The following is a 24,185-nucleotide window of genomic DNA, read 5'->3' as shown; positions in this document are numbered from 1 at the left end:
GGGGTCCGGTCTCCCTCGCTAGACCGCAGCTAGCTGCATCCACCGGACTAGCTCGACTCGCCGTCGTGTGACGAACCCCCGCATTTCGACTGGAGGTGCGGCAAATGCTGTCGGCTTCTGGGGGTTTCGGTTGCCCGTACTGTTCGGGGTACCGCCCGCCAGACTGCCCCGCCGATGGCGTAGCTTTTTGGTCTCCGGTTTCATTCCTCGGGTATGGATTATCGGGAGGTCACCGGAGGTCGAGAGTTCGTCGCGCGACTCGACCACGGCCGGGACTGGCGCGAGCAGATCGAGGCGTTCGCCGCGGATGAGGGGATCGACGCGGCGTTCTTCTTCGGCCTCGGTGCGGTGCAGGACGCGGAGCTCTACTTCTACGACCAGGACGAGAAGACGTACTTCCCGGAGACGTTCGAGGAACCGCTGGAGGTGGCGGCGTGTGTCGGGAACGTCTCGCACCTGGAGGGAGAGCGGTTCGCCCACACCCACGCCGTCCTCTCGCGGGCGGACGGCACCGCGCTCGCGGGCCACCTCAACCGAGCGACGACGTTCGCGGGGGAGCTGTATCTTCGGGAGTTCGACACGGAACTGGAACGGGCACACGACGAGACCACCGAACTGGATCTCTGGCCGTTGTAGATGCGCCCGGAAGACGAACAGTACTTCGAGCGACTCGAATCCCGGTTAGACGAGGCGTTCGAGGTGGCGGGCGAGGCCAAGACCCGGGGACAGGACCCCAAACCCGAGATCGAGATCCCGGTGGCGAAGGACATGGCCGACCGGGTCGAGAACATCCTCGGGATTCCGGGAGTCGCGGAGCGCGTCCGCGAGCTCGAAGATCAGATGTCGCGTGAGGAGGCCGCCCTCGAACTCGTCACCGACTTCGTCGAGGGGACCGTCGGCGAGTACGACACCCGCGCGGGGAAGGTGGAGGGGGCGGTCCGGACCGCGGTCGCCCTGCTCACCGAGGGGGTCGTCGCCGCGCCCATCGAGGGGATCGACCGCGTCGAGATCCTCGAAAACGACGACGGCACGGAGTTCGTGAACGTCTACTACGCCGGCCCGATCCGCTCCGCGGGCGGAACGGCCCAGGCGCTCTCGGTGCTCGTCGCCGACTACGCCCGCTCGCTTCTGGGCATCGAGGAGTACAAGGCCCGAGACGACGAGGTCGAGCGCTACGCCGAGGAGGTCGCCCTCTACGACAAGGAGACGGGGTTGCAGTACTCACCGAAGGACAAGGAGACGAAGTTCATCGCGAAGCACATGCCCATCATGCTGGACGGGGAAGCCACGGGCGACGAGGAGGTCTCCGGGTTCCGCGATCTGGAGCGCGTCGACACCAACTCCGCCCGCGGAGGGATGTGTCTCGTCATGGCCGAGGGGATCGCCCTCAAGGCCCCGAAGATCCAGCGGTACACCCGCCAGCTCGACGAGGTGGACTGGCCGTGGCTCCAGGACCTCATCGACGGCACCATCGGGACGGACGACACGGAGACAGCCGACGAGGCGGGCGACGATGAGGAGACCGACGCGGACGGCGAGGGGGAAACTCCGGCGACGGACGACGCGCCCCCCGAACCGGCCGGACCACCGCGCGTCGAGCCCGCGAACAAGTACCTCCGTGACCTCATCGCCGGCCGGCCGGTGTTCGGCCACCCCTCGGAGGCGGGTGGGTTCCGCCTGCGCTACGGCCGCGCCCGGAACCACGGCTTCGCGACGGCGGGCGTCCACCCCGCGACGATGCACATCGTGGACGACTTCCTCGCGACGGGGACCCAGATCAAGACCGAGCGCCCCGGGAAGGCGGGAGGTGTCATCCCCGTCGACTCCATCGAGGGGCCCACCGTGAAGCTGGCGAACGGGGACGTCCGACGTATCGACGACCCCGCGGAGGCCAAGGAGGTCAGAAACGGGATCGACGCCATCCTCGATCTGGGCGAGTATCTCGTCAACTACGGGGAGTTCGTCGAGAACAACCACCCGCTTGCCCCCGCGTCCTACACGCCCGAGTGGTGGCTCCAGGACCTCGCGCACGCCGGCGCTGACGTACAGGCCCTGGAGGACTCCCCCTCGACCGACCTCACCGACCCGGACGCGGAGCAGGCACTCCAGTGGACCGAGGCGTTCGACGCCCCCCTCCACCCGAAGTACACCTACCTGTGGCACGACCTCTCGGTCGAACGGTTCGAGACGCTCGCCGACGCCGTCGAGGCGGGCGAGTTCGCGGAGGCCGACGGGGCCGCGATGGAGATGCCTGCCTCCCGCACGGACCGGACGCTCGTCCTCCCCCGGACGGAAGCGGTCTGTGACGCCCTCGAAGTCATCCTCGTCCAGCACTCACAGGGCGCGGAGACGGTCACGGTCCCCGACGCCCTCCCGTTCGTCCGGTCGCTCGGCTTCACCGCTGATTTGGAGCGCACTTGGGAGACCCTCTCCGACGAGGCGAAACGCTGGGAGGGCGGCGCGAACGCGGTGAAGGCCGTCAACGAGGTGGCCCCCTTCGAGGTACAGGAGCGCGCCCCGACCCGCATCGGCGCGCGGATGGGCCGCCCCGAGAAATCCGAGAGCCGGGACCTCTCCCCGGCCGTCCACACGCTGTTCCCCATCGGCGAGGCCGGGGGGAGCCAGCGCGACGTGAGCGCCGCGGCGAAACACAGCGAGAACGTCGGGGAGTACGGCCAGATCGAGGTCCAGATCGGCCGCCGCGAGTGTACCGACTGCGGCGAGCACACCCACAAGCCCGTCTGTCCCGACTGTGGGGGGCGGACGGAACCCCACTACAAGTGCTACGACTGCGACACCGAGGTGGAACCGGACGAGGCCGGCCGCGCCGTCTGCCCCCGGTGTGAACGCGAGGCGACCACCGTCGAGACTCGAACCATCGACCTGAACGGGGAACTCGAACAGGCGATGGCGAACGTGAAGGAACGGCCCACCGCCTTCGAGATGCTGAAAGGTGTGAAGGGGCTCACCTCGACGCACAAGACGCCGGAACCCCTCGAGAAGGGCATCCTCCGCGCGAAGAACGGGGTCTCCTCGTTCAAGGACGGCACCGTCCGCTACGACATGACGGACCTCCCCGTCACCGCCGTCCGGGCCAGCGAACTCGACATCACGGTGGGCCAGCTCCGCGAACTCGGCTACGAGACGGACATCGACGGCGAACCCCTCCAGCACGACGACCAGCTGGTCGAGCTCAAGGTTCAGGACATCGTCCTCTCCGACGGCGCGGCCGAACACATGCTGAAGACCGCGAGCTTCGTCGACGATCTGCTCGTCCAGTACTACGACATGGAGCCGTTCTACGAGATGGAAGATAGAGAAGACCTCGTGGGCGAACTCGTCTTCGGGATGGCGCCCCACACCTCCGCTGCCGTCGTCGGCCGGGTCATCGGCTTCACCAGCGCGGCCGTGGGGTACGCACATCCGTACTTCCACGCGGCGAAACGTCGGAACTGCTTCCACCCGGAGACGAAGATCTGGTTCCGCGACGAGCACGACGAGTGGCACTACGACGCCATCGAGTCGCTCGTGGAACCGCGCCTGACTGCCCCCGAGACGGACGACTTCGGGACGCTCGTGCAGGAACTCGATGGAGACGTGTTCGTGCCGTCGGTGACCGACGATGGAGAGGAGACGCTGAAGCGAGTCGAAGCCGTCTCGAAACACCCCGCACCGGACCACGTGGTTCGACTCGAAACCGAGGGCGGACGGGAACTGACGGTCACGCCCGACCACCGGGTCTGTCGATGGGACGATGGCATCGAGAAAACGGAAGCCAGCGAACTCGAAACCGGGGACGAACTGTCGGTCCCCGAGCAGTCGCCGGAGGAGCTATCGAGGGACGCAATCGCGGCCGTCGCGGACGGTGGGCACGCGGTCGACACCGTGGCGTCGGTCGAAATCGTTCCCAGCGACACCGAACACACCTACTGTCTCACGGTCGAGGAGTCGCACACGCTCGTCGCGAACGGCATCCACAGCGCCCAGTGTGACGGCGACGAGGACTGCGTCATGCTCCTCATGGACGGTCTGCTCAACTTCTCGAAGGAGTACCTGCCGAACCAGCGTGGCGGTCGGATGGACGCTCCTCTGGTGATGTCCTCGCGCATCGACCCCTCCGAGATCGACGACGAGGCGCACAACATGGACATCGTCCGGGAGTACCCTCGCGAGTTCTACGAGGCCACCCGCGAGATGGCCGACCCCGAAGACGTGGAGATCAAGATCGCGGAGGAAACCCTCGGAACGGACGCGGAGTACACCGGCTTCTTCCACACCCACGACACCACCGACATCGCGCTCGGGCCGGACCTCTCGGCGTACAAAACCTTAGGAAGTATGACCGACAAGATGGACGGCCAGCTCGCGCTCGCCCGGAAGCTCCGCGCCGTCGACGAGACCGACGTTGCCGAGCGCATCATCGAGGGCCACTTTCTCCCCGATCTGATCGGCAACCTCCGGGCGTTCTCCAGACAGGAAACCCGGTGTCTCGACTGCGGCGAGAAGTTCAGACGGATGCCGCTGACCGGCGACTGCCGGGAGTGTGGCGGCCGCGTCAATCTGACCGTCCACCACGGCTCCGTCAACAAGTACATGGAGATCGCGACGGAGGTCGCAGAGGAGTTCGGCTGCCGGACCTACACCAAGCAACGGCTGGAGGTGCTGAACAAATCACTGGAGAGCGTGTTCGAGAACGACAAGAACAAACAGAGCGGGATCGCGGATTTCATGTAGGACCTTTTTGCGGTTCGGGTTCGCGCTTCGCGCGAACCGCTCGCCGCAAAAATCTCCACCAAAAAAGCTCGGCGCTCGTACCGCTCGCGCCGAGGGAACCTCGCGAGCGCGCAGGCGCGCGCTCGCTCGGACATCCCGCCAATTGCTCGTTCTGCGTATCTTAACCAACCATCATTTTGTGAGCATTCGCCGGAAAGACACCGTTTCCCCTTCGGGTAGAAACGCTTTCTGGACAACCCAGACTACGACTGCAAACAGTAGGAACAGGTAGGATGCGAACAAAGTCAGTAGCCCAACGCTCAATACGTCTGCTACTGGTAGAGGGACATTCGCAACCCCTGCTGATTGGAGTGCTCCAAACCAGACGATTGCTCCGCCCGCGACCGTTATGAGGAGTGCAAAAACGCCAAATTGAGTATGAAGTTGGTTAAAGAAATCTGAGACAGACATCTCATCTCGATCCTCTTTAGGGTGTACTGCGACATCTGCCGGGAGCGGATGATTAGATTCTGGGAAATCTATCCACCAATAGTCTCCACTATTAATGGACCCCTTATCCAGAACTCCTTGTTCGACCATCTCGTTGAGACGACTTCCGACAGTCTGTCGACTCTCATCGAATTTAGATTCGAGTGAGCCGAGTGAGTGCACCGGGCTGTCGCTATACCACAACTCCCGAAAAACGGCTTCTTGGAGCAAATCATTGCGTACGTCGTTGTTTAATCGAGACTTAAAATAGTCTGGAATCCCCTCGTCGCCACGCTCAGCGTTCACGTAACGCTGATGCACATTCACTGAATCAGCGTTTCCATTCACTGAAACCCCCTTTCAGCGCCTGCTCAAAGTATCTACCGACCAACACCATCAGGTGATGCATCCGAAGATAGCATCGAACAAAACTGAGGTGTGGTACTGTGCTTAGGCAAGCGGCGCTGGTGATCGCGATACTCACGACACTCCTTCTGATGGTGACGTGGGTTGTCGTGACTGGAGACCTTCCGATCTCGATTGGCCTGGGAGGTAATGTCATCGCTGTTCTCGGCTCACTATTAGCCGGGGCGATGGCGTACGTAGCAGTCATCAAAAACTAACTCCCCACTTTTTGTGCCTGCGTTCCCGCTGTGGACTTGTATATAAACAACCGATTCTGTCGCTACGTCGCCATTCTGTCGGCGATCGTCAGACCGTAGCTATGTCTCTCGGTTTCGGGGGTCTGTGTGGTGCTATAGCACACCACGTGTTGCCATCTGGTGCACAGATTTTATATAGAATCACATTCAATCAATGCGTGAATCATGAGTCAGCGAAACGCTCGAATGCAGGGGCAGCCGATGATCATCCTCGGGGAGGACTCCCAGCGGATGAAGGACCGCGACGCACAGTCGCACAACATCTCGGCGGCCCGTGCGGTCGCTGAGGCGGTACGCTCGACACTCGGCCCGAAAGGGATGGACAAGATGCTCGTCTCCTCGATGGGCGACGTCACCATCACGAACGACGGCGTCACCATCCTCCAGGAGATGGACATCGACAACCCGACGGCCTCGATGATCGTCGAGGTCGCGGAGACGCAGGAGGACGAGGCTGGCGACGGCACGACCACCGCGGTCGCGCTCGCCGGTGAACTCCTCAAGAACGCCGAGGACCTCCTCGAGCAGGACATCCACCCGACGGCGGTCATCAAGGGCTTCCACCTCGCGAGCGAGAAGGCCCGCGAGGAGGTCGACGACATCGCGGAGAACGTCGACCCCGACGACTACGAGCTGCTGAAGAAGGTCGCCGAGACCTCGATGACGGGCAAGGGCGCGGAGCTCAACAAGGACCTGCTCGCGGAGCTCATCGTCGACGCGGTCAAGGCCGTCACGGTCGAGGCGGACGACGGCTCCAACGTCGTCGACCTCGACTTCGTCAAGGTCGAGACGCAGACCGGCCGCTCCGCGGGCGAGTCCGAGCTGCTCAACGGCGCCGTCATCGACAAGGACCCCGTCCACCCCGACATGCCGACGGACCTCGAGGACGCCTCCGTCCTCCTCGTCGACGAGCCGATCGAGATCGAGGAGACCGATGTCGACGCGGAACTCCAGCTCTCTTCTCCCGATCAGCTCCAGCAGTTCCTCGACAGCGAGGAGGAGCAGCTCCGCGAGAAGGTCGAGGCCATCAAGGCCTCCGGCGCGGACGTCGTCTTCTGCCAGAAGGGCATCGACGACATGGCGCAGCACTTCCTCGCGAAGGAGGGCATCCTCGCCGTCCGCCGCGTGAAGAAGTCCGACATCAAGTTCCTGCGTGAGGTCGCCGGTGCCTCCATCGTCTCGGACCTCGACGACATCGACCCCGAGGCGCTCGGCACGGCCACCATCTCCCGCTCGGAGGACGACGAGCTGTTCTACGTCGAGGGCGACGACGCCCACGGCGTGACGCTCCTGCTCCGTGGGTCGACGAAGCACGTCGTCGACGAGCTCGAGCGCGGTGTGGGTGACGCCCTCGACGTCGTCGCCACCACCGTCGGCGACGGTCGCGTCCTCCCCGGCGGCGGTGCCGTCGAGGTGGAGCTCGCCCGTCGCGTCCGCGACTACGCTGACTCCGTCTCCGGCCGCGAGCAGCTCGCGGTCGAGGCGTTCGCGGACTCGCTGGAGGTCGTCCCGCGCGTCCTCGCCGAGAACTCCGGGCTCGACGCCATCGACACGCTCGTCGAACTCCGCGCCGCCCACGAGGACGGCCAGGTCCGCGCGGGCCTGAACGTCTTCACGGGCGACGTGGTCGACACGTTCGACGCCGGCGTCGTCGAGCCGGCCCACGCCAAGGAGCAGGCGCTCGCGTCCGCCACCGAGGCGGCGAACCTCGTCCTCAAGATCGACGACATCATCGCGGCCGGTGACCTCTCGACCGGCGGCGACGACGACGAGGCAGGCGGCCCGCCGGCCGGCGGCATGGGCGGCATGGGCGGCGGCATGGGCGGCATGATGTAACCTCGGTCGGAGAACTCCCCCTCTCAGTTTCTTTCGCGGATACGAGAACAGACAGCGTCGGACGGGACAGTCCGGGGTATCGTCGGTGACTGGCAGGTCGCCGGTGACTGGCAGGTGTCGTCAGTGCCGACGGCATGGGGTCCGTCGGCCTGGTGGTGGGGCTGACAACCGGTTCGTCGACGGACGAACCGAGTGGCTGGTGTGGCCGCGCTCCCTGCGTTCCCCCTTGGATGGCAGGCCGGGCTGTCGTCGGATGCGCGTATCTCGCCCGGATGGTGAGCGGTGTCGCCGGCCCACGTGGGCGGGCGTCGCCGACGGCCACGTCCTCCATTGGAGATGGACGGATATAGCCCCGTCAATCGTTTCCGGGGGGAGCCGATGCCGGCGGGATGGTGAGGTGCGGCTCGCGGCGTACACGCGAGCTCACGCGTGTGAAAGCCGAAATCAAGCGGGACGGTTCAGTCGAGTTCACCCACCGTTCGCGCCGGTCGGTTTCACGGGGAAAGGGGGCGTTAACCCGGATTCACGGGGCGTTAACGGGTACGTCGGGGTTGCTCCCGAGGGGGTGAGGGTGGGTCGACGGGGCTGCTCACGTCGGGGTCCCGCCGTAGAGGTACGCCGCGCCGTCGGGGGTCATCCGGTACTTGCCGCGGGTGACGCGCTCGACGTACCCTTCCCGTTCGAGCGTCGACAGCCGGCGGTTCACTTCCTCGCGCGAGCGGTCGAGGTTCAGCGCGATGACGGTCGGCGTGAGCACCAGGTCCGCGGAGTGGAACAGCTCGAGGATGGCGTCGTCCATCGGCGTCATCCAGTCGTCGCGGGTGCGGATGCTCGCGGGGTCGGCGAGCAGGCCGATGGGCCAGTCCGCCTCGCGGACCCGCTCGTCGACGATGCGGAACAGGCCGACGAGGACGAGCAGCGCGCCGACGCCGTGGACCCAGTGTTCGACGGGGTCGTAGAACTGCTCGGCCGCATTGCCGAGCGCGGAGAAGGCGATGATGCCCGCCAGCGCGAGATACAGCCCGTTCCGGTAGCCGACGTGGTGCGTGCTGTGGGTGAACAGATAGAGGATGCCGAGCGCGCTCGCGACGCCGACGCCGATGGTGTAGAGCCCGACGAGGTCCGTCATCGCCTCGGCTCCCCCTCCGCGAGCTGCCGGAGTTTCGTGTCGGTGCGGACGGCGACGAGGACGAGCGCGAAGAGGACGGTGTTCAGCCCGGCTTCGATGAGGGCGCTCACGGGCCCCTCACCGAGCACGAGCTGGCTGCTGTGGTAGCACACCGACCCGAACATCGCGACGGCGAGGAGGAGCATCACCGTCCCGACGGGCGAGGCGCGAAAGAGTCGCCACGCGAGCACGGCGTAGGCCCCCGCCACTGTGGCGGTCACGAGCGCGAAGACGACGCTCGCCATGTGTAGGAGCTCCATATCCCGCATACGGTGCGTCGATACTTAATCTCGCGCCGTTCCGTGGCGGTTTCACGCCCGAAACCGCCCGATTCTCGGCTGTTCGACCCGAATCCTCCCGGAGGTAGAAGCGACTAAGGTGGTCGGTGCAAGATTTGCGCGCATGGAGACGCTGCTTCTGAACCGGGCCGACGTGCTGGAGAACGCACAGATGCCCGATGTCATCCGCGCGGTCGAGGAGGCCTTCGCGGCCTACGAGAACGGTGACGCCCAGATGCCCGCGAAGTCGTACATCGACCTCCCCCAGTACAACGGGGATTTCCGGTCGATGCCCGCCTACCTCGACGCGGGTGAGTGGGACGCCGCGGGCGTCAAGTGGGTGAACGTCCACACGGACAACGTCGAGGTGCACAACCTCCCCACCGTGATGGGGACCATCATCTACTCCGACCCCACCAACGCCTTCCCGCTGTCGGTGATGGACGGGACGACGGTCACCCGGCTCCGCACGGGCGCGGCCGCGGCCGTCGCGACGGACTACCTCGCGGTCGACGACGCCACGACGATGGGGATCGTCGGCGCGGGCGTCCAGTCGTACACCCAGCTCGAGGCCATCAGCGAGGTGCGGCCCATCGACACCGTGGTCGTCTCGGACCTCTCCGAGGAGCGGGTCGCCGCCTTCATCGACCGCTTCGAGGACGAGTTCGACGTCCAGCCCGGCTCCATCGAGGAGGCCGCGGCGTGTGACGTGCTCTCTACCGTCACGCCGGTCGAAGAGCCCATCGTGAAACGCGAGTGGGTCGGCGACCACACCCACATCAACGCGATGGGTGCCGACGCGAAGGGGAAACACGAGCTCGACGACCAGATCCTCCTCGACTCGACGCTCGTCATCGACGACCACGACCAGACGACCCACTCCGGCGAGATCAACGTCCCGTACTCGCAGGGCGTGCTCACCGACGCGGACATCCACGGCGCTATCGGGGAGATCGTCATCGGCGCGAAGGACGGCCGTACCGAGGAGACCGGCATCACGGTGTTCGACTCCACGGGGCTCGCGATCCAGGACATCGCCACGGCGCACGTCGTCTACGAGCACGCGAAGGAGAACGACAACGGCTACCCGTTCGAGCTGGTCGACACCGAGGTCTAAGCCGCGAGGTCTAAGCCGACCGGTTCCGACCGTCGGTCTCCCCGCTACGCGGGCCGGCGACGACGCTCCCGCGGTCCCGGCACTCTTGGCTCCTCCCGCCGCGTCTGTTTCGAGAGGAACGACCGCGTCTTCCCCACGAGCCAGATGAACACCACGAACGGCAACACCGGCAGGACGAGCACGATGAGGAGCGCCCCCCACAGCAACCCGAGGAGATGCATCTCCGTGTCCGGATGCCCGCGGTAGCCCGGCGTCACCGTTCGGCCGACGGTCCCTGGCAGCCCCGGTTTCTCCGTTTCGCCCTCGGTAGACATACTCTCTCGTACGGGCTGCGGACGAATAAGCCGCACGACGGGGAAGTGGGATGTCTGATGGAAAGTTATAGGGGCGGGAGACGGGTAGCTACGCCCAATACTCCTCTATGTCCGACGACGGCTACGACCACACCGAGGTCGAACGACGGTGGCAGGGGGCGTGGGACGACGCCTCCGTGTATCGCACCCCCGACGACGTCCGGGACCCGACGTACGTCCTGGGGATGTACCCCTACCCCTCCGGGGAGCTCCACATGGGCCACGTCCGGAACTACACCATCACCGACGCGTACGCCCGCTACCGCCGGATGCAGGGCGACGACGTGCTCCACCCGATGGGCTGGGACGCGTTCGGCCTCCCCGCGGAGAACGCCGCGAAGGAGCGCGACTCGAACCCGCGCGACTGGACGTTCGACTGCATCGACACCATGCGCGGCCAGATGGAGGCGATGGGCTTCGGCTACGACTGGGAGCGCGAGATCGCCACCTGCGAGCCGGAGTACTACCAGTGGAACCAGTGGCTCTTCTCCCGCTTCTACGAGGAGGGGCTGGTCGAACGCCGCGACGCCGAGGTGAACTGGTGCCCCTCCTGTGAGACCGTCCTCGCCGACGAGCAGGTCGAAGGCGACGCCGAACTCTGCTGGCGGTGTGACACCCCCGTCGAGCAGCGCGAGCTGGACCAGTGGTTCCTGAAGATCACCGAGTACGCGGACGAACTGCTGGACGACATCGACGAGCTGGAGGGGTGGCCCGACTCCGTCCGGCAGATGCAGCGCAACTGGATCGGTCGCCAGGAGGGGACGCGCCTCCCGTTCGAAATCAGCGACGGTCACGGCGAAGTCGAGGCGTTCACCACCCGCGCGGACACCGTCTTCGGCGCGACGTTCTTCGCGCTGGCCCCGGGCCACGAGATCACCCAGTCGCTGATGAAGGAGGACGACCAGGTCCGGGAGTTCGTCGAGCACGAGGCGGACCCGGAGGGTGACGAACCCAACGGCGTCCCGACCGACCTGACGGCCACCAATCCCGTCACGGGCGAGGAGCTCCCCGTCTACGTCGCCGACTTCGTCCTCTCGGACGTGGGGACGGGCGCGCTGATGGGCGTCCCCGGCCACGACGAGCGCGACCACGCGTTCGCGACGAAGCTGGGCATCGACATCGTCCCCGTCGTCGCCCCCAGCGAGGACGACGTGCCGGACGTCTCGGAGGGCGCGTACACCGAGGACGGCGTCGTCGTCAACAGCGGGGAGTACTCCGGGCTCGCCTCCGCGGAGGCCCGCGAGCGCATCACCGAGGAGACCGAGGGCGCAGAGTTCCACACCCAGTACCGGCTGCGCGACTGGGGGATCTCCCGCCAGCGCTACTGGGGGACGCCCATCCCGGTCGTCAACTGCGAGGACTGCGGGCACGTGATGGTCCCCGACGAGGAGCTCCCCGTCGAGCTGCCCGAGTTCATCAACACGACCGGGAACCCCCTCGATGCGGCCGAGGAGTGGAAGCGGACGAGCTGCCCCGACTGCGGGCAGGAGGCGACCCGCGAGACGGACACGATGGACACCTTCGTCGACTCCTCGTGGTACTTCCTGCGGTACGTCTCCCCCGACTTCGACGACGCGCCGTTCGACACCGAGCGCGCGAACGACTGGATGCCCGTCGACCAGTACGTCGGCGGCATCGAACACGCCGTGATGCACCTGCTCTACTCGCGGTTCTTCACGAAGGTGCTCGCCGACATGGAGCTCGTGGAGACCCGCGAGCCGTTCACGAACCTGCTGGCACAGGGGATGGTCCAGCTGGAGGGGTCGAAGATGTCCAAATCGAAGGGGAACGTCGTCTCTCCTCAAGCGATCGTCGAGGAGTACGGCGCGGACACCGCCCGCCTGTTCACGATGCAGGCGGCCCAGCCGGAACGCGACTTCGACTGGGACGACCAGGGGGTCCAGTCCGCCCGCGCCTTCCTGAGCCGGCTGTACGACTTGGTCTCCGAATTCGATAGCGCGGCGGCCAACGGCGAGCACGACGCCATCGCCGAGTACGTCTCTCGGGAGATCGACGCCACCATCGCGACGGCGGTCTCGGAGTTCGAATCGCTCACGTTCAACACCGCGCTGCGCGAGACGCGCTCGCTGGTCGGCCTGCTGCGCCGCTACCGCGAGCACACCGCCGTCAACGGCGAGACGTTCGCGCGCGGGCTGTCGGTCGCGGTGCGCCTGCTCGCGCCCGTGACGCCGCATATCTCGGAGGAACTCTGGCGGGAGTTGGGCAACGACGACTTCGTCGTCGACGCGCCGTGGCCGACCCCCGAGTCGGACACCACGGACTACGAGAAGCGCCGGCGGCTGGTCGAGAACACCCAGCGCGACGTGCGCCAGATCCTCGACGTGGCCGGCATCGAGGACCCCTCTGCGATCGACATCGTCGTCACGCCCGAGTGGAAGTATCGGGCGCTGGAGATCGCCGTCGAGTCGGACGCCCCGAACGTCATCTCCGAGATCATGCAGGAGCCCGCCATCCGCGAGCAGGGTGACGCCGCCGCCAGCTACGGACAGGACCTGCAGGCCGAACGGGAGGCGCTCTCGCTGACGCTCCCTCCCGAGACGGAGCTGGAGACGATGCGCCGCGCGGCGTGGCTGTTCGCCGAGGAGTTCGACGCGGACGTGCGCGTGCTCACCGCCGAGGAGGCCGCCGACGACGTGGCCCGGAAGGCCGAGCCGGGTCGCCCGGCCATCAACATCGACTAGGCACGTTCCGTCGCCTGCGGGGCGACAGCGGATTCACTCCGGACGAATCTTTTACGAAACTTAATGTAGGATGTGCTGAAAAATCGTTGGTAATGCTGCACGTCTCGCCCGAGGAGATCACCGAGGGACGGCTCACCCCGGCGCTCCTCCTGCTGGCTGCCCCGCTGGTGGCTCAGAACCTCGTCCGCGTCGTCGGCGTGACGGTGGACTTCTTCTGGCTGGGTCGCTACAGCGAGTCGGCCGTCGCCGGGGTGGGGCTCGCGGCCCCGGCCGTCGCGTTCGCCGCCGGCGTCATCCTCTTCATGCCGTTCGTCGCGACGCAGGTCGTCGTCTCGCGGCGGGTCGGGAGCGGCGACACCGCGGCGGCCAGACGGGGATACTTCAACGGCCTCCTGCTCGCGGCCGTCGTCGCGGTCGTCGCCGGGGCCGTCGTCTACGTCGTCACCGAGCCGGTCGTCGGGGCGCTCATCTCCGTCCAGCCGGGCGCGGGGGCCGGCGCGGTGAAAGCGGCCGCAGTCACCTACATCCAGGTGTCGGCGATCGGCTTTCTCGCCATGGCGCTCGGGGACACCGCCGAGGCCGGGTTCATCGCGTGGGGCGACTCGAAGACCTCGCTCGCGATGAACGTGCTCGCGGTCTCCGTGAACGTCGTCCTCGACCCGCTTCTCATCTTCGGCTACGCCCCCCTCGGCATCCCGGAGTACGGCGTCGCGGGCGCGGCCGCCGCCTCCGTCGTCGCCGAGGGGACGGCCTTCCTGCTCGCGGTTGGGGTCATCCTCACCGGACGCAACGGGTGGATGCTCGCCCGGGGACACCTCGCCGTCTCGTGGTCCGACCTCCGCGGGCTCGTCGCCGTCGGGCTCCCCGTCGCGGGCCAGCAGGCCGCCCGGCAGTCCGTCCGGCTCGTGATGGTCTCCGTGGCGTTCGTCGCGGGCGGGGCGGCCGGTCTCGCCGCCTACTTCCTCGGCGCCCGGGTGGCGGGCATCGCGTTCGTCCCCGCGGGGTCGATGCAGCAGGCGGTCCAGAGCGTCGTCGGTCAGAACCTCGGCGCCGAACACCCCGAGCGCGCGGAGCGAGCCGTCTTCGCCGGGGGCGCGGTCACGCTCGTCGGCCTCTCGACGGTCGGCGTGATCCAGTGGTTCGTCCCCGAGCCCATCGTCGGCCTGCTCGCCCCGGAGCTCTCCGCGGAGGCCGTACGGCTCTCCGTGCTCTATCTGCAGATCCTGGCGCTCGGCTACCCGGCGATGGCCGTCTCCTATCTCGTCGAAGGGGGGTTCAACGGCGCGGGGCAGACGACGGTCAGCTTCTACGCGACGCTCGGGCAGTTCTGGGGGGTGCGGCTCCCGGTCGCGCTCGTCGCCGTGTTCGCCCTCTCGATGGGCGCACCGGGCGTGTTCTGGGCCGTCACGATCTCGAACCTCGTCGCCGCGGTCGCGATCGGGGCGTACTACTGGCAGTCGGTCGCCGACGGGCTGTTCTCGCGGGCCGCACAGCAGGCCGCGGCTGACTAGATGAGAAACGTCTTTCCCCGCCCGACACGCCCCTCCCGATAGTGACCCGCGTCGATGTCAGCGAGGCGGTGCCGGGGTTCGCCGAGGCCTTCCCGTTCGAGCGGTTCAACCGGATGCAGACGGAGACCCTTCCGGCCCTCCTCGACTCGGACGAGAACGTCGTCGTGAGCGCCCCGACCGCGTCGGGCAAGACCGCACTCGCCGAGTTGGCCATCGCCAAGACCCTCTCGGAGGATGGCACGGCGCTGTTTCTGGCTCCGCTGCGCGCGCTCACCAACGAGAAGGAGTCGGAGTGGGAGCGGTTCGAGCAGTTGGGCTACTCCGTCTACGTCGTCACCGGGGAGCGCGACCTGAACCCCCGGCGCGCCGAGCGCGCCGACATCCTCGTGATGACGCCGGAGAAGGCCGATTCCGCCACCCGGAAACACGATACGCCGCGCTATTCGTTCATCACGGACGTGGACTGCGTCGTCATCGACGAGGTCCACCTCCTCGATTCCGACCGCCGCGGGGCCGTCCTGGAAGTGACCATCTCCCGGATGCGCCGGCTCTGTGACCCGCGTATCGTCGCGCTCTCCGCGACGATGCCGAACGTCGCCGACGTGGCGGAGTGGCTCGACGCCCCCCCGGAGTGCACCTTCGAGTACGGCGACGACTACCGCCCCGTCCCGCTGCACGCCGGCGTCGAGACGTACGCCCACGGGGAGAACTCCTTCGCCGACAAGTACCGCCGGCTCTACCGCGCGCTGGATTTGGCCCAACCCCACATCGAGGACGGGGGGCAGGCGCTCGTCTTCGTCTCCTCCAGACAGGACACGGTCCGCGCCGCGGAGAAGGCCCGTGACGTGGTCGCCGAACGCGACATCGAGATGGGTGCCCGCGGGGAGTACGACTTCCACAGCGCCGCGAAGGAGCTGAAGAACGACACCCTCCGGCGCTCCGTCGTCGACGGGGTGGCGTTCCACCACGCGGGGCTCTCGCGGGAGGACAAGAACGCCGTCGAGAAGTGGTTCCGCGAGGGGAAGATCCAGCTCCTCTTCTCCACGTCGACGCTCGCGTGGGGCGTGAACCTCCCCGCGCGGTGTGTCGTCATCCGCGACACCAAGATCCACGACCCCCTCGAGGGGGAGGTGGACATGAGCCCGCTGGACGTGCTCCAGATGCTCGGGCGGGCGGGCCGTCCGGGCTACGACGACGCGGGCTACGCCTACGTCGTCTGTGACGGCGCCGACCGGGAGAAGTACCGGAAACTCCTGCAGGAGGGAAAGGAGATCGAGTCCCGACTCGCGGAGGAGCTCGACGCGCATCTGAACGCCGAGATCTCGCTGGGGACGGTGCGGGCGCTCGACGACGTGATGGACTGGCTCGAGACGACGTTCTACTACGTGCGGGCGCAGTCCGCGCCGGACGACTACCCGAGCGGGGGGCGTCTGCGCGAGCGCGTGCGCGAGACCCTCTCGGGGCTCGTCGACGCGGGGTTCATCGAGACGGACGAGAACCTGGGCGTGGAGGGAACCCCCCTCGGACGGCTCGCCTCGAAGTTCTACATGCGCCTGGAGACGGCGGAGGCGTTCCACGCGCTCGCCCGCGAGGACGACCTCTCCGAGTCCGACATCTGTCTCGCCGTCGCGGACGCCGCGGAGTTCGACTCCGTGAGCGCTCGTCGAGCCGAGCGCGACGCCGTGCGGGCCGTCCTCGGCGACGAGGGGAGCCACCTCGACCCCGGGAACCGGAAGGTGCTCGCCATCGTCCGCGGGGCGATGCGCGGGACGACCCCCGGTGAACTCTCCAGCGACGCGTGGGTCATCAAACAGAACGCCCTCCGGCTGCTCGCGGCGCTCCGCGCGTTCCTCGAACAGTTCGCGCACCCGCGCGCTGCGAACCTCGCCCGGCGCGTGGAGGCGCGCGTTGACCACGGCATTTCGAGCGACGCGGTGGGGCTCACCGCCATCGACGGCATCGGCGCGGGCCGGGCCCACAAGCTCGCGAAGGAGGGGATCGAGACGCCGGCGGCCGTCCGCGCGGCCGGGGTCGAGGGGCTCGTCGACGCGGGGCTCTCGGAGGGCGTCGCCGCCCGCGTGCTCGAACACGCACGGGCGCTGCCCGCCCCCGAGATCGAGTGGGGCGCGTTCCCCACCTCGGTCGCGACGGGGGCGAACGACATGCGCGAGGTCGATATCGAGAACGCGGGCGACGGCGCGAAAGCCGGGATTCGCGTCACCGTCAACGGTGTGGAGATGACCGCGACGAGCGCCTATCTCGGCGAGGCCACCGTCCCCGTGGGCGTCTTCGGCTCGCCGACGACCGACGAACTCGAATACCGCGTCGAGGTGACGTTCCCCGACTATCCGCTCCTGCCGCACACGGAGTCGCGGACGGTCCGCGTCGAGTCGTGACGTAGCTTCTTATCCCAGAAGGGGACCAGCGGCCCCATGTTCCGCCTGTATGCAGGGGAGTGTACCGCGACCTTCGACGACGAGAGCGACGGCGAGGAACGCCACGGAAACCTCGCCGTCCTCGTCAAACCCGACAACACCGTCCTCGTTCACGACGCGTCGGGCTATCAGCCCGTGGCGTGGCTCACGCGCCCGACCTCGCTCGTCGTGGAGTCGGACCCCATCACGGTCCGGGCGCGGGAGGGGCAGCGGGCGCTCACCGTCCACGTCCACGACGCCGTCGTCGAGGCGACCGTCCCGTCGAGCGACGCCGGAACTTTGGTCGGGAGGTGTCCCGACTGCGACGGGGCGCTCGTTCGCACCCGCAAGGCCGTCTCCTGTATCGACTGCGGGGCGCGCTACGGCACCCCGGCGGACGCGACGCTGCTCGATGGCCCCTGTGACTGCGGCCTCCCCCGGATGCGGGTGGAGCGCGGCCACCCGTTCGAGGTGTGTGTCGACCGGGCGTGTGAGTCGCTCGACGCGAAGGTACAGGAGGCGTTCGACGGCGCGTGGGACTGTCCCGACTGCGGCGACGACCTGCGGGTCATCCGCCGGGGGCCGCTGCTCGTCGGCTGTGACGCCTATCCGGCGTGCGACTGGAACACCGGCTTCCCGCAGGGCGTCGTGACCGGGACCTGCGACTGTGGGCTGCCCGCGTTCGCCACCGGCGCGGGCGTGCAGTGTCTGGATTCGGGGTGCGAGACGGCTCGCTGACCGGAGGGGTTTTGCGCCTCCGCGTTGCCTACCCGCATATGAAGGGTGAGTTCCGGGGGAACCTGGTCCACGTCGGGCCGAACGCCCGCGAGCGGTTCTACGACTCGCGGGGGTACGGTATCCCCGACGGGGCCGGACTGACGCTGGCTCCAGTCGAGGCCGCACATCTGCTCTACCGTGGCGACCTCGACTCCATCGACGGCGACGGCTTGCGGGCGTTCCTGCGGTCCGTCCAGGGGCTGACGGCTCGCTTCATCGTCTACAAGGACCTCCGCGACCGGGGGTTCTACCTCGTCCCTGACCGGGAGGGGTGGGTCGAGACCCCCGGCGACGAGGATTTCGTCGTCTTCCCGCGCGGGAAGGGGCCCTGGGACGACGAGGTGGCCTACCGCGTTCGCGTGGTGGGCGAACGGGCCGATATCTCGGCGCGCTCGCTGGGGGACGTCGTGCTCGGGGTGGTCGACGAGGAATCGGAGATCACCTACTTCGAGACCGAGATCCCCGAGATCGGCGGGAGCTCGCGGATCGACCTCCCGTCGGGCATCGAGGCCGACCTGCTCGACGACCAGGTGCTCGTCTGGGGCGAGGCCGACGAACTCTACGACCGCGGCTTCTACGGCCGGCCGCTCGACGAGGAGACCACGGCGCTCCAGCTCTCGCTCATCGAGGCGTCGTATCTCGCGGAACAGGGCGTCCTCGACATCATCGAGGGGGACGCGGCCGTCCTCGAACGCGGGCAGGCCGTGGAGGGCGAGCGGTTCGACCGCCGACTCACGGTCTACCGCCACCTCCGCGAGCAGGGGGTCGTCCCCAAGACCGGCTTCAAGTTCGGGGCCGATTTCCGCACCTACGCCGACGTGGAGAGCGTCGACGAACTCGGCCACTCCGAGCTCCTCGTGCGCGTGCTCCCCGCGGCCCACGCCTTCTCGCCGCGCGAGCTGGCACTCGACGTGCGGCTCGCCCACGGCGTCCGCAAGCGGATGGCGTTCGCGCTCACCGACGGCGAGTCGGTCGAGTGGCGCGCGGCCTCGCGGCTCACGCCCTGAGACGCAGCCACACGCAAGCGAACCCCTTTTGTGGCGACCCGCCGGATTTCGACCTATATGAGCGACCACCAGGAGACCGAGGGTGACGCCTCCCCGCCGGCGATGATTCCGGACGGTGGGAGTGCAGCAGGAGCGGACTCCTCGGCGTCGAAGACGCCGCGGGCAGACGGCGGAGCCGTCGACGACGTCGCCCTCGACCCGTGGGGGTCGGCGACCATCGACGACTACCGGAAGCTGTTCGAGCAGTTCGGCATCGAGGAGTTCGACGAGGTGCTCCCCGAGGTGCCGAACCCCCACTACCTGATGCGCCGCGGCGTCATCTTCGGCCACCGGGACTATCGTCCGGTGGTCGAGGCGCTCGCGAACGACGAACCGGCCGCCGTCCTCTCCGGCTTCATGCCGACCGGCGATCCGCATATCGGCCACAAGATGGTGTTCGACGAGATCATCTGGCACCAGAAGCAGGGTGCGGACGCCTACGCCCTCATCGCCGACCTGGAGGCGCACGCGGCCCGTGGGCTGACGTGGGAGGAGATCGACGAGCACGCGCGGGACTACCTGCTTTCCCTCCTGGCGCTCGGCTTCGACCCCGAGGAGGGTGAGCTGTATCGCCAGTCCGCGAACCGGGAGGTGCAGGACCTGGCGTTCGAACTCGGCGCGAAGGCGAACTTCTCCGAGCTGCAGGCCATCTACGGCTTCGACGGGGAGACGGACGTCTCGCACATGCAGTCGGTCGTCACGCAGATGGCGGACATCCTCTACCCCCAGCTCGACGAGCCGAAGCCGACCGTCATCCCCGTCGGCCCGGACCAGGACCCGCACGTCCGGCTAGCCCGCGACCTCGCCGTCCGGATGCGGTTTTTCAAGGTGAGCGAGGCGTTCGCGAGCTTCGAGGCGACCGACCAGGAACGGGTCGTGATGCGCGCGGCCTACGAGGCGCTCGGCGGTGACGACGCCGACGTGCGCTGTGAGGAGGCGGCCGACTGGGCCCGCACGGAGACGGTCGAGGGAGTGGCCACGACGGCCGTCGACTCGGCGGTGAAGAAACTCCAGAACGCCGGGAAGGAGCCGCTGCGTCCCCGAACCCGCTTCTTCGTCCGCAACGCCACCGACGCGGCGTTCGAGGCGCTCATCGAGGCCATCGACGGCGAGAAACGGGTGTTCGAGGAGCACGTCGACGCGTTCGACCTCTCCATCGCCGAGGCCGAGGAGCTGGCCCGGCAGGTCGAGGTCGACAACGGGGGCTACGGTTTCCGGATGCCCTCCTCCATCTACCACCGGTTCATGACCGGCCTGACCGGGGGGAAGATGTCCTCCTCCGTCCCCGCGAGCCACATCTCGCTGCTCGACGACCCCGAAGACGGCTACGACAAGGTGAAGGCCGCGACGACGGGCGGGCGCGAGACGGCAGAGGAGCAGCGCGAACTCGGCGGCGAGGCCGACAAATGTCCGGTCTACGAACTCTACGCGTACCTGCTGTCCGGTGACGACGACGAGTTCGCGAAGCTGGTGTACGACGAGTGTGTCGGCGGCGACCGGCTCTGTGGCGACTGCAAGGAGCAGGCCGCGGTGCTGATGCGAGAGTTCCTCGCAGACCACCAGGAGAAACGCGAGGAGGTCGCGGACCTCTTAGCGGAGGCCGACATCGAGCTGGAGAGTCCGCGGCGGCGCTGAGCCCGCTCCGATACGTTTTTCCTGCGCTCGCCGCTCTGTGGGGGTATGGCACCCGAACCCGCCACCGTGACCGTCCGTGAACCGACCAGCGTCGGGTTCGGGTTCTTTTTCGCGGCCTGAGACGGCGGTGGAGCCGGGACCCCGGTCCCGACGGAAACCGCCGTGGTCGGCCTCTCGCAGTCGCAACGGCTAACAGCCAGTCGCTATCAGACATCCACAATGAAACTCACAGAAACCGAGGTCGCGCTGCTCGAAGCGGTGAGCGCGACAGAAGCTAAATCAATTGCACAGCTAGCTGATGAGACCGGCGAAAAGCCGGAGGCGCTCACCCGCGCAGCCTTCGAACTCGCGGACGATGGTCTCGTTGAGGTGAAAGAAGAACGGAAAGAAGACCTGCATCTCACGGAAGAGGGAGAGAAGTACGCTGAGGACTTGCTCCCCGAAATTCGTTTGTATAAGGCTGCTTCTTCCATCTCAGTGGATGACGAGCCCCCTGCCATGTCAGACGTTCTCGCGGAAGCAAATCTGTCTGAAGACGAACAGAAAATTGCTCTATCAAATTTCATGAAAAAAGGGTGGGGGAATATCAAAGACTCAAAGCTCCATATCGCTTCAAAAGTATTTGACCCCGGCGTCCTCTCGCTAAATTCATGGGCAGATGTGGATGATGATGATGAAATGGCTGCTCTTTCGAAATTATATGAAGGAGAAGATTCGACCAATATCGATGAGAGCGTCATCTCCAGCCTGATTAGTCGCAATCTATTGGAGCGCTCGGAGACCACGGTGCGCTCGGTCCTGCTCACCGACGACGGCGTGACGGCGCTGATGGAGGGCGTCGAGGTCGCCGAGACGGTCGGGCAGGTGACGCCCGAACTCCTCACCTCCGGTGAGTGGGAGGAGGTGGAGTTCTCCGAGTACAACGTCGAAGCCGACGCGGCACCCGTCACCGGCGGGAAGACCCACATCCTCCGGCAGACCGCCGAACGCGTGAAAGACACCCTCGTCGGGATGGGGTTCCAGGAGATGGACGGCCCGCACGCCGACGCGGAGTTCTGGATCAACGACACGCTGTTCATGCCGCAGGACCACCCGGCGCGCACCCACTGGGACCAGTTCGCGCTGGACGTGCCGCCGATGGAGGAGCTCCCCGAGGACCTCATGAAGCGCGTGGAGTCGGCCCACCGCGAGGGCGTCGGCGAGGACGGCGAGGGGTATCACTCCCCGTGGACCGAGGAGGTCACGCGGGGAGTGGACCTCCGCGGGCACACCACTTCGCTGTCGATGCGCTATCTCTCCGGGCATCAGATCGGCGAGCTGGAACCGCCACAGCGGTTCTTCTCCGTCGAGAAGGTGTACCGAAACGACACGCTCGACCCGACGCACCTGCTTGAGTTCTTCCAGATCGAGGGGTGGGTGATGGCCGAGGACCTCTCCGTCAGGGATCTGATGGGTACCTTCGAGGAGTTCTACGCCCAGTTCGGCATCACGGACATCGAGTTCAAGCCCCACTACAACCCCTACACCGAACCCTCCTTCGAGCTGTTCGGCACCCACCCCGAGACGGGCGAGATCGTCGAGATCGGCAACTCGGGTATCTTCCGCGAGGAGGTGCTTCGCCCGCTGGGTGTGGAGTGTGACGTGATGGCGTGGGGTCTCGCTCTGGAGCGGCTGCTGATGTTGATGTACGGGTTCGAGGACATCCGCGACGTCCACGGGACGCTGTGTGACCTTGACCTCTTGCGGAACGTGGAGGTGGTGCAGTAATGCCCGTCGTCGACGTCGACCCCGAGGAGCTGCGGTCGCTCACCGGCCACGACGAGAAGTCCGACGAGGAGCTGAAGGAGGACCTGTTCGCGCTCGGCCTGGAGTTCGAGGGCGAGACGGAGGAGGGGGACTTCCAGCTGGAGTTCGCCCCGGACCGCCTCGACCGGCTCTCGGTCGAGGGAGTGGCGCGCTCGCTGCGGTATCAGTACGGCGACGACCGCGGGGTGTACGTCCCGCCGACGAACGACGCGGAGTGGACGATCCAGGTCGAGGACGTGCCCGAGTCCCGCCCCTACGTCACGGGCGCCATCGTCCGCGGCGTGGAGATGAACGAGGGGAAACTGGAATCCCTGATTCAGCTGCAGGAGAAGCTCCACGCGACGATGGGGCGCAAGCGGGCGAAGGGGGCCATCGGCGTCCACGACCTGACGATGCTGAAGGGGCGTGCGACTGACGACGACACCCCGAAGTCGGTGACCTACACCGGTATCGCGCCCGACGCGGAACGGTTCGTCCCCCTCGACTCGAACGAGGAGATGACGCCCGCGGACGTGCTGGAACGCCACGACACTGGCGCGAAGTACGCCGATCTCGTCGCGGACGACGAACGGTACCCGGCCATCTTCGACGACATCGGGCTGTTCTCGTTCCCGCCGGTCATCAACGGCTCCCGCACGGAGGTTGACGAGGGGTCACGCGACCTCTTCATCGAGCTCACCGGGACGGACCAGTGGACCATCGACAAGATGTGTACCATCATCTGCTACGCGCTGGCCGCACGCGGCGGGAAGGTAGAGGAGGTGCGCGTCGAGTACCCGGGCCACGAACTCGTGCGTCCGGACCTCACCGTCGAGGAGAAGACCGTCTCCCATTCGAGAATCGAGTCCGTGCTGGGTATCGACCTCGACGGCACGGAGGTCGTGGACCTCTTCGAGCGCGCGGGCCTCGATGCGACCGCCGAGGACCCGGACGCCGACGATCTCGTCTACGAGGTGTCGGTGCCGCCCTACCGCGTGGACGTGCTCCACGCGCTGGATCTCGTCGACGACGTGGGCCGGGCCTACGGCTTCGCCAATCTGGAGCCCAGATATCCCGATGTCTCCACCGTCGGTGGGCGCCACGACCGCTCCCGACTGGAGCGCGCGGCTCGCTCGACGCTCGTCGGGCTGGGCTTCGAGGACCTCCTGAACTTCCATATGACCGCCGAGCGGGAGAACTACGCCCGGATGAATCTCGAAGAGGGTGCGGAGTACCTCGGGGCCAGCGAGGGTGTGAAGATCACCGAACCGTACAGCGAGGACTACACGATGCTCCGCACGTGGGCGCTCCCCTCGCTGATGATGGTGCTGGAGAACAACACCCACCGGAGCTACCCGCAGGATATCGCCGAGATCGGGTTCGCCGCGGTGCGTGACGACACCGAGTCCACGCACGTGGGCGAGCGCCGCACGGTCGCGGGCGCGCTCGCGCGCACGGAGGCCTCCTACGAGGACGCGAAGGCGCGGCTCCAGACGGTCGCCACGGCGTTCGGGAAGGAGCTGGAGACGCCTCCGACGGCACACCCGTCGTTCATCCCCGGCCGCGTGGCCGAGGTCGTCCTCGACGGTGAATCCGTCGGAGTCGTCGGTGAAATCCACCCGAAGGTGCTCGTGGAACACGACCTCGAACTGCCCGTTGCGGCCTTCGAGTTCGACCTCGCGGGCTTAGAATAGAACCG

The 24,185-nt window shown here is 67.0% G+C and carries 16 protein-coding genes; 12 read left to right on the top strand and 4 right to left on the bottom strand.

The window, feature by feature from the left end; all coding sequences use genetic code 11:
- Nucleotides 1-213: 213 nt before the first annotated feature.
- Nucleotides 214-636: a PPC domain-containing DNA-binding protein gene (locus ACQUQR_RS13120; RefSeq protein WP_435196934.1), complete on the top strand. Its 423-nt coding sequence runs from the start codon at nucleotides 214-216 to the stop codon at nucleotides 634-636.
- Nucleotides 637-4,734: a DNA-directed DNA polymerase II large subunit gene (locus ACQUQR_RS13115; protein ID WP_435196933.1), complete on the top strand. Its 4,098-nt coding sequence runs from the start codon at nucleotides 637-639 to the stop codon at nucleotides 4,732-4,734.
- Nucleotides 4,735-4,905: 171 nt separating this feature from the next.
- On the opposite strand, the gene ACQUQR_RS13110 is transcribed toward ACQUQR_RS13115, so the two are convergent.
- A complete protein-coding gene (locus tag ACQUQR_RS13110; protein WP_435196932.1) occupies nucleotides 4,906-5,508 on the bottom strand; it encodes a hypothetical protein in 603 nt (200 codons plus the stop codon).
- Between the two features lie 557 nt (nucleotides 5,509-6,065).
- On the opposite strand from ACQUQR_RS13110, the gene thsB reads away from it, so the two are divergent.
- Nucleotides 6,066-7,700, top strand: coding sequence for a thermosome subunit beta (gene thsB / locus ACQUQR_RS13105; RefSeq protein WP_435196985.1), 1,635 nt, complete (start codon nucleotides 6,066-6,068; stop codon nucleotides 7,698-7,700).
- Nucleotides 7,701-8,289: 589 nt separating this feature from the next.
- Here thsB and ACQUQR_RS13100 read toward each other — a convergent pair.
- Nucleotides 8,290-8,829: a helix-turn-helix domain-containing protein gene (locus tag ACQUQR_RS13100; RefSeq protein WP_435196931.1), complete on the bottom strand. Its 540-nt coding sequence runs from the start codon at nucleotides 8,827-8,829 to the stop codon at nucleotides 8,290-8,292.
- Nucleotides 8,826-9,128: a hypothetical protein gene (locus ACQUQR_RS13095; RefSeq protein WP_435196930.1), complete on the bottom strand. Its 303-nt coding sequence runs from the start codon at nucleotides 9,126-9,128 to the stop codon at nucleotides 8,826-8,828. Before ACQUQR_RS13095 ends, ACQUQR_RS13100 begins: the two co-directional genes overlap by 4 nt.
- Nucleotides 9,129-9,270: 142 nt before the next feature.
- Here ACQUQR_RS13095 and ACQUQR_RS13090 point away from each other — a divergent pair, with 142 nt between their 5' ends.
- Entirely contained in the window at nucleotides 9,271-10,263 is a 993-nt protein-coding gene (locus tag ACQUQR_RS13090) for an ornithine cyclodeaminase family protein (RefSeq protein ID WP_435196929.1), read from the top strand.
- A 44-nt stretch (nucleotides 10,264-10,307) separates the two neighbouring features.
- On the opposite strand, the gene ACQUQR_RS13085 is transcribed toward ACQUQR_RS13090, so the two are convergent.
- Nucleotides 10,308-10,577, bottom strand: coding sequence for a DUF7535 family protein (locus ACQUQR_RS13085; protein WP_435196928.1), 270 nt, complete (start codon nucleotides 10,575-10,577; stop codon nucleotides 10,308-10,310).
- Nucleotides 10,578-10,684: 107 nt separating this feature from the next.
- On the opposite strand from ACQUQR_RS13085, the gene leuS reads away from it, so the two are divergent.
- From leuS to pheT, 8 genes are all read left to right on the top strand, one after another.
- The gene (gene leuS, locus ACQUQR_RS13080) at nucleotides 10,685-13,318 is read left to right on the top strand and encodes a leucine--tRNA ligase (RefSeq protein WP_435196927.1); all 2,634 of its coding nucleotides are present in this window, start codon (nucleotides 10,685-10,687) and stop codon (nucleotides 13,316-13,318) included.
- Nucleotides 13,319-13,410: 92 nt separating this feature from the next.
- Nucleotides 13,411-14,829 carry an MATE family efflux transporter gene (locus ACQUQR_RS13075; RefSeq protein WP_435196926.1) on the top strand — a complete coding sequence of 473 codons (1,419 nt, stop codon included), beginning with the start codon at nucleotides 13,411-13,413 and terminating at the stop codon, nucleotides 14,827-14,829.
- Between the two features lie 41 nt (nucleotides 14,830-14,870).
- Nucleotides 14,871-17,225, top strand: a complete 2,355-nt coding sequence (locus ACQUQR_RS13070) for a DEAD/DEAH box helicase (RefSeq protein ID WP_435196925.1) — start codon at nucleotides 14,871-14,873, stop codon at nucleotides 17,223-17,225.
- Nucleotides 17,226-17,261: 36 nt separating this feature from the next.
- The gene (locus tag ACQUQR_RS13065; RefSeq protein ID WP_435196924.1) at nucleotides 17,262-17,981 is read left to right on the top strand and encodes a DUF91 domain-containing protein; all 720 of its coding nucleotides are present in this window, start codon (nucleotides 17,262-17,264) and stop codon (nucleotides 17,979-17,981) included.
- Nucleotides 17,982-18,019: 38 nt separating this feature from the next.
- Entirely contained in the window at nucleotides 18,020-19,027 is a 1,008-nt protein-coding gene (gene endA / locus ACQUQR_RS13060; RefSeq protein WP_435196923.1) for a tRNA-intron lyase, read from the top strand.
- Nucleotides 19,028-19,129: 102 nt separating this feature from the next.
- Complete coding sequence (locus ACQUQR_RS13055) at nucleotides 19,130-20,701, top strand: tryptophan--tRNA ligase (protein WP_435196984.1); 1,572 nt, start codon at nucleotides 19,130-19,132, stop codon at nucleotides 20,699-20,701.
- A gap of 219 nt (nucleotides 20,702-20,920) precedes the next feature.
- Nucleotides 20,921-22,468: a phenylalanine--tRNA ligase subunit alpha gene (locus ACQUQR_RS13050; protein WP_435196922.1), complete on the top strand. Its 1,548-nt coding sequence runs from the start codon at nucleotides 20,921-20,923 to the stop codon at nucleotides 22,466-22,468.
- Nucleotides 22,468-24,180, top strand: coding sequence for a phenylalanine--tRNA ligase subunit beta (gene pheT / locus ACQUQR_RS13045; protein ID WP_435196921.1), 1,713 nt, complete (start codon nucleotides 22,468-22,470; stop codon nucleotides 24,178-24,180). Before ACQUQR_RS13050 ends, pheT begins: the two co-directional genes overlap by 1 nt.
- Nucleotides 24,181-24,185: the final 5 nt, after the last annotated feature.

Source organism: Natronomonas sp. EA1, from assembly GCF_051195035.1.
GTDB lineage: Archaea > Halobacteriota > Halobacteria > Halobacteriales > Haloarculaceae > JBNTJV01.
This window is presented reverse-complemented; position numbering and strand designations above follow the sequence as displayed.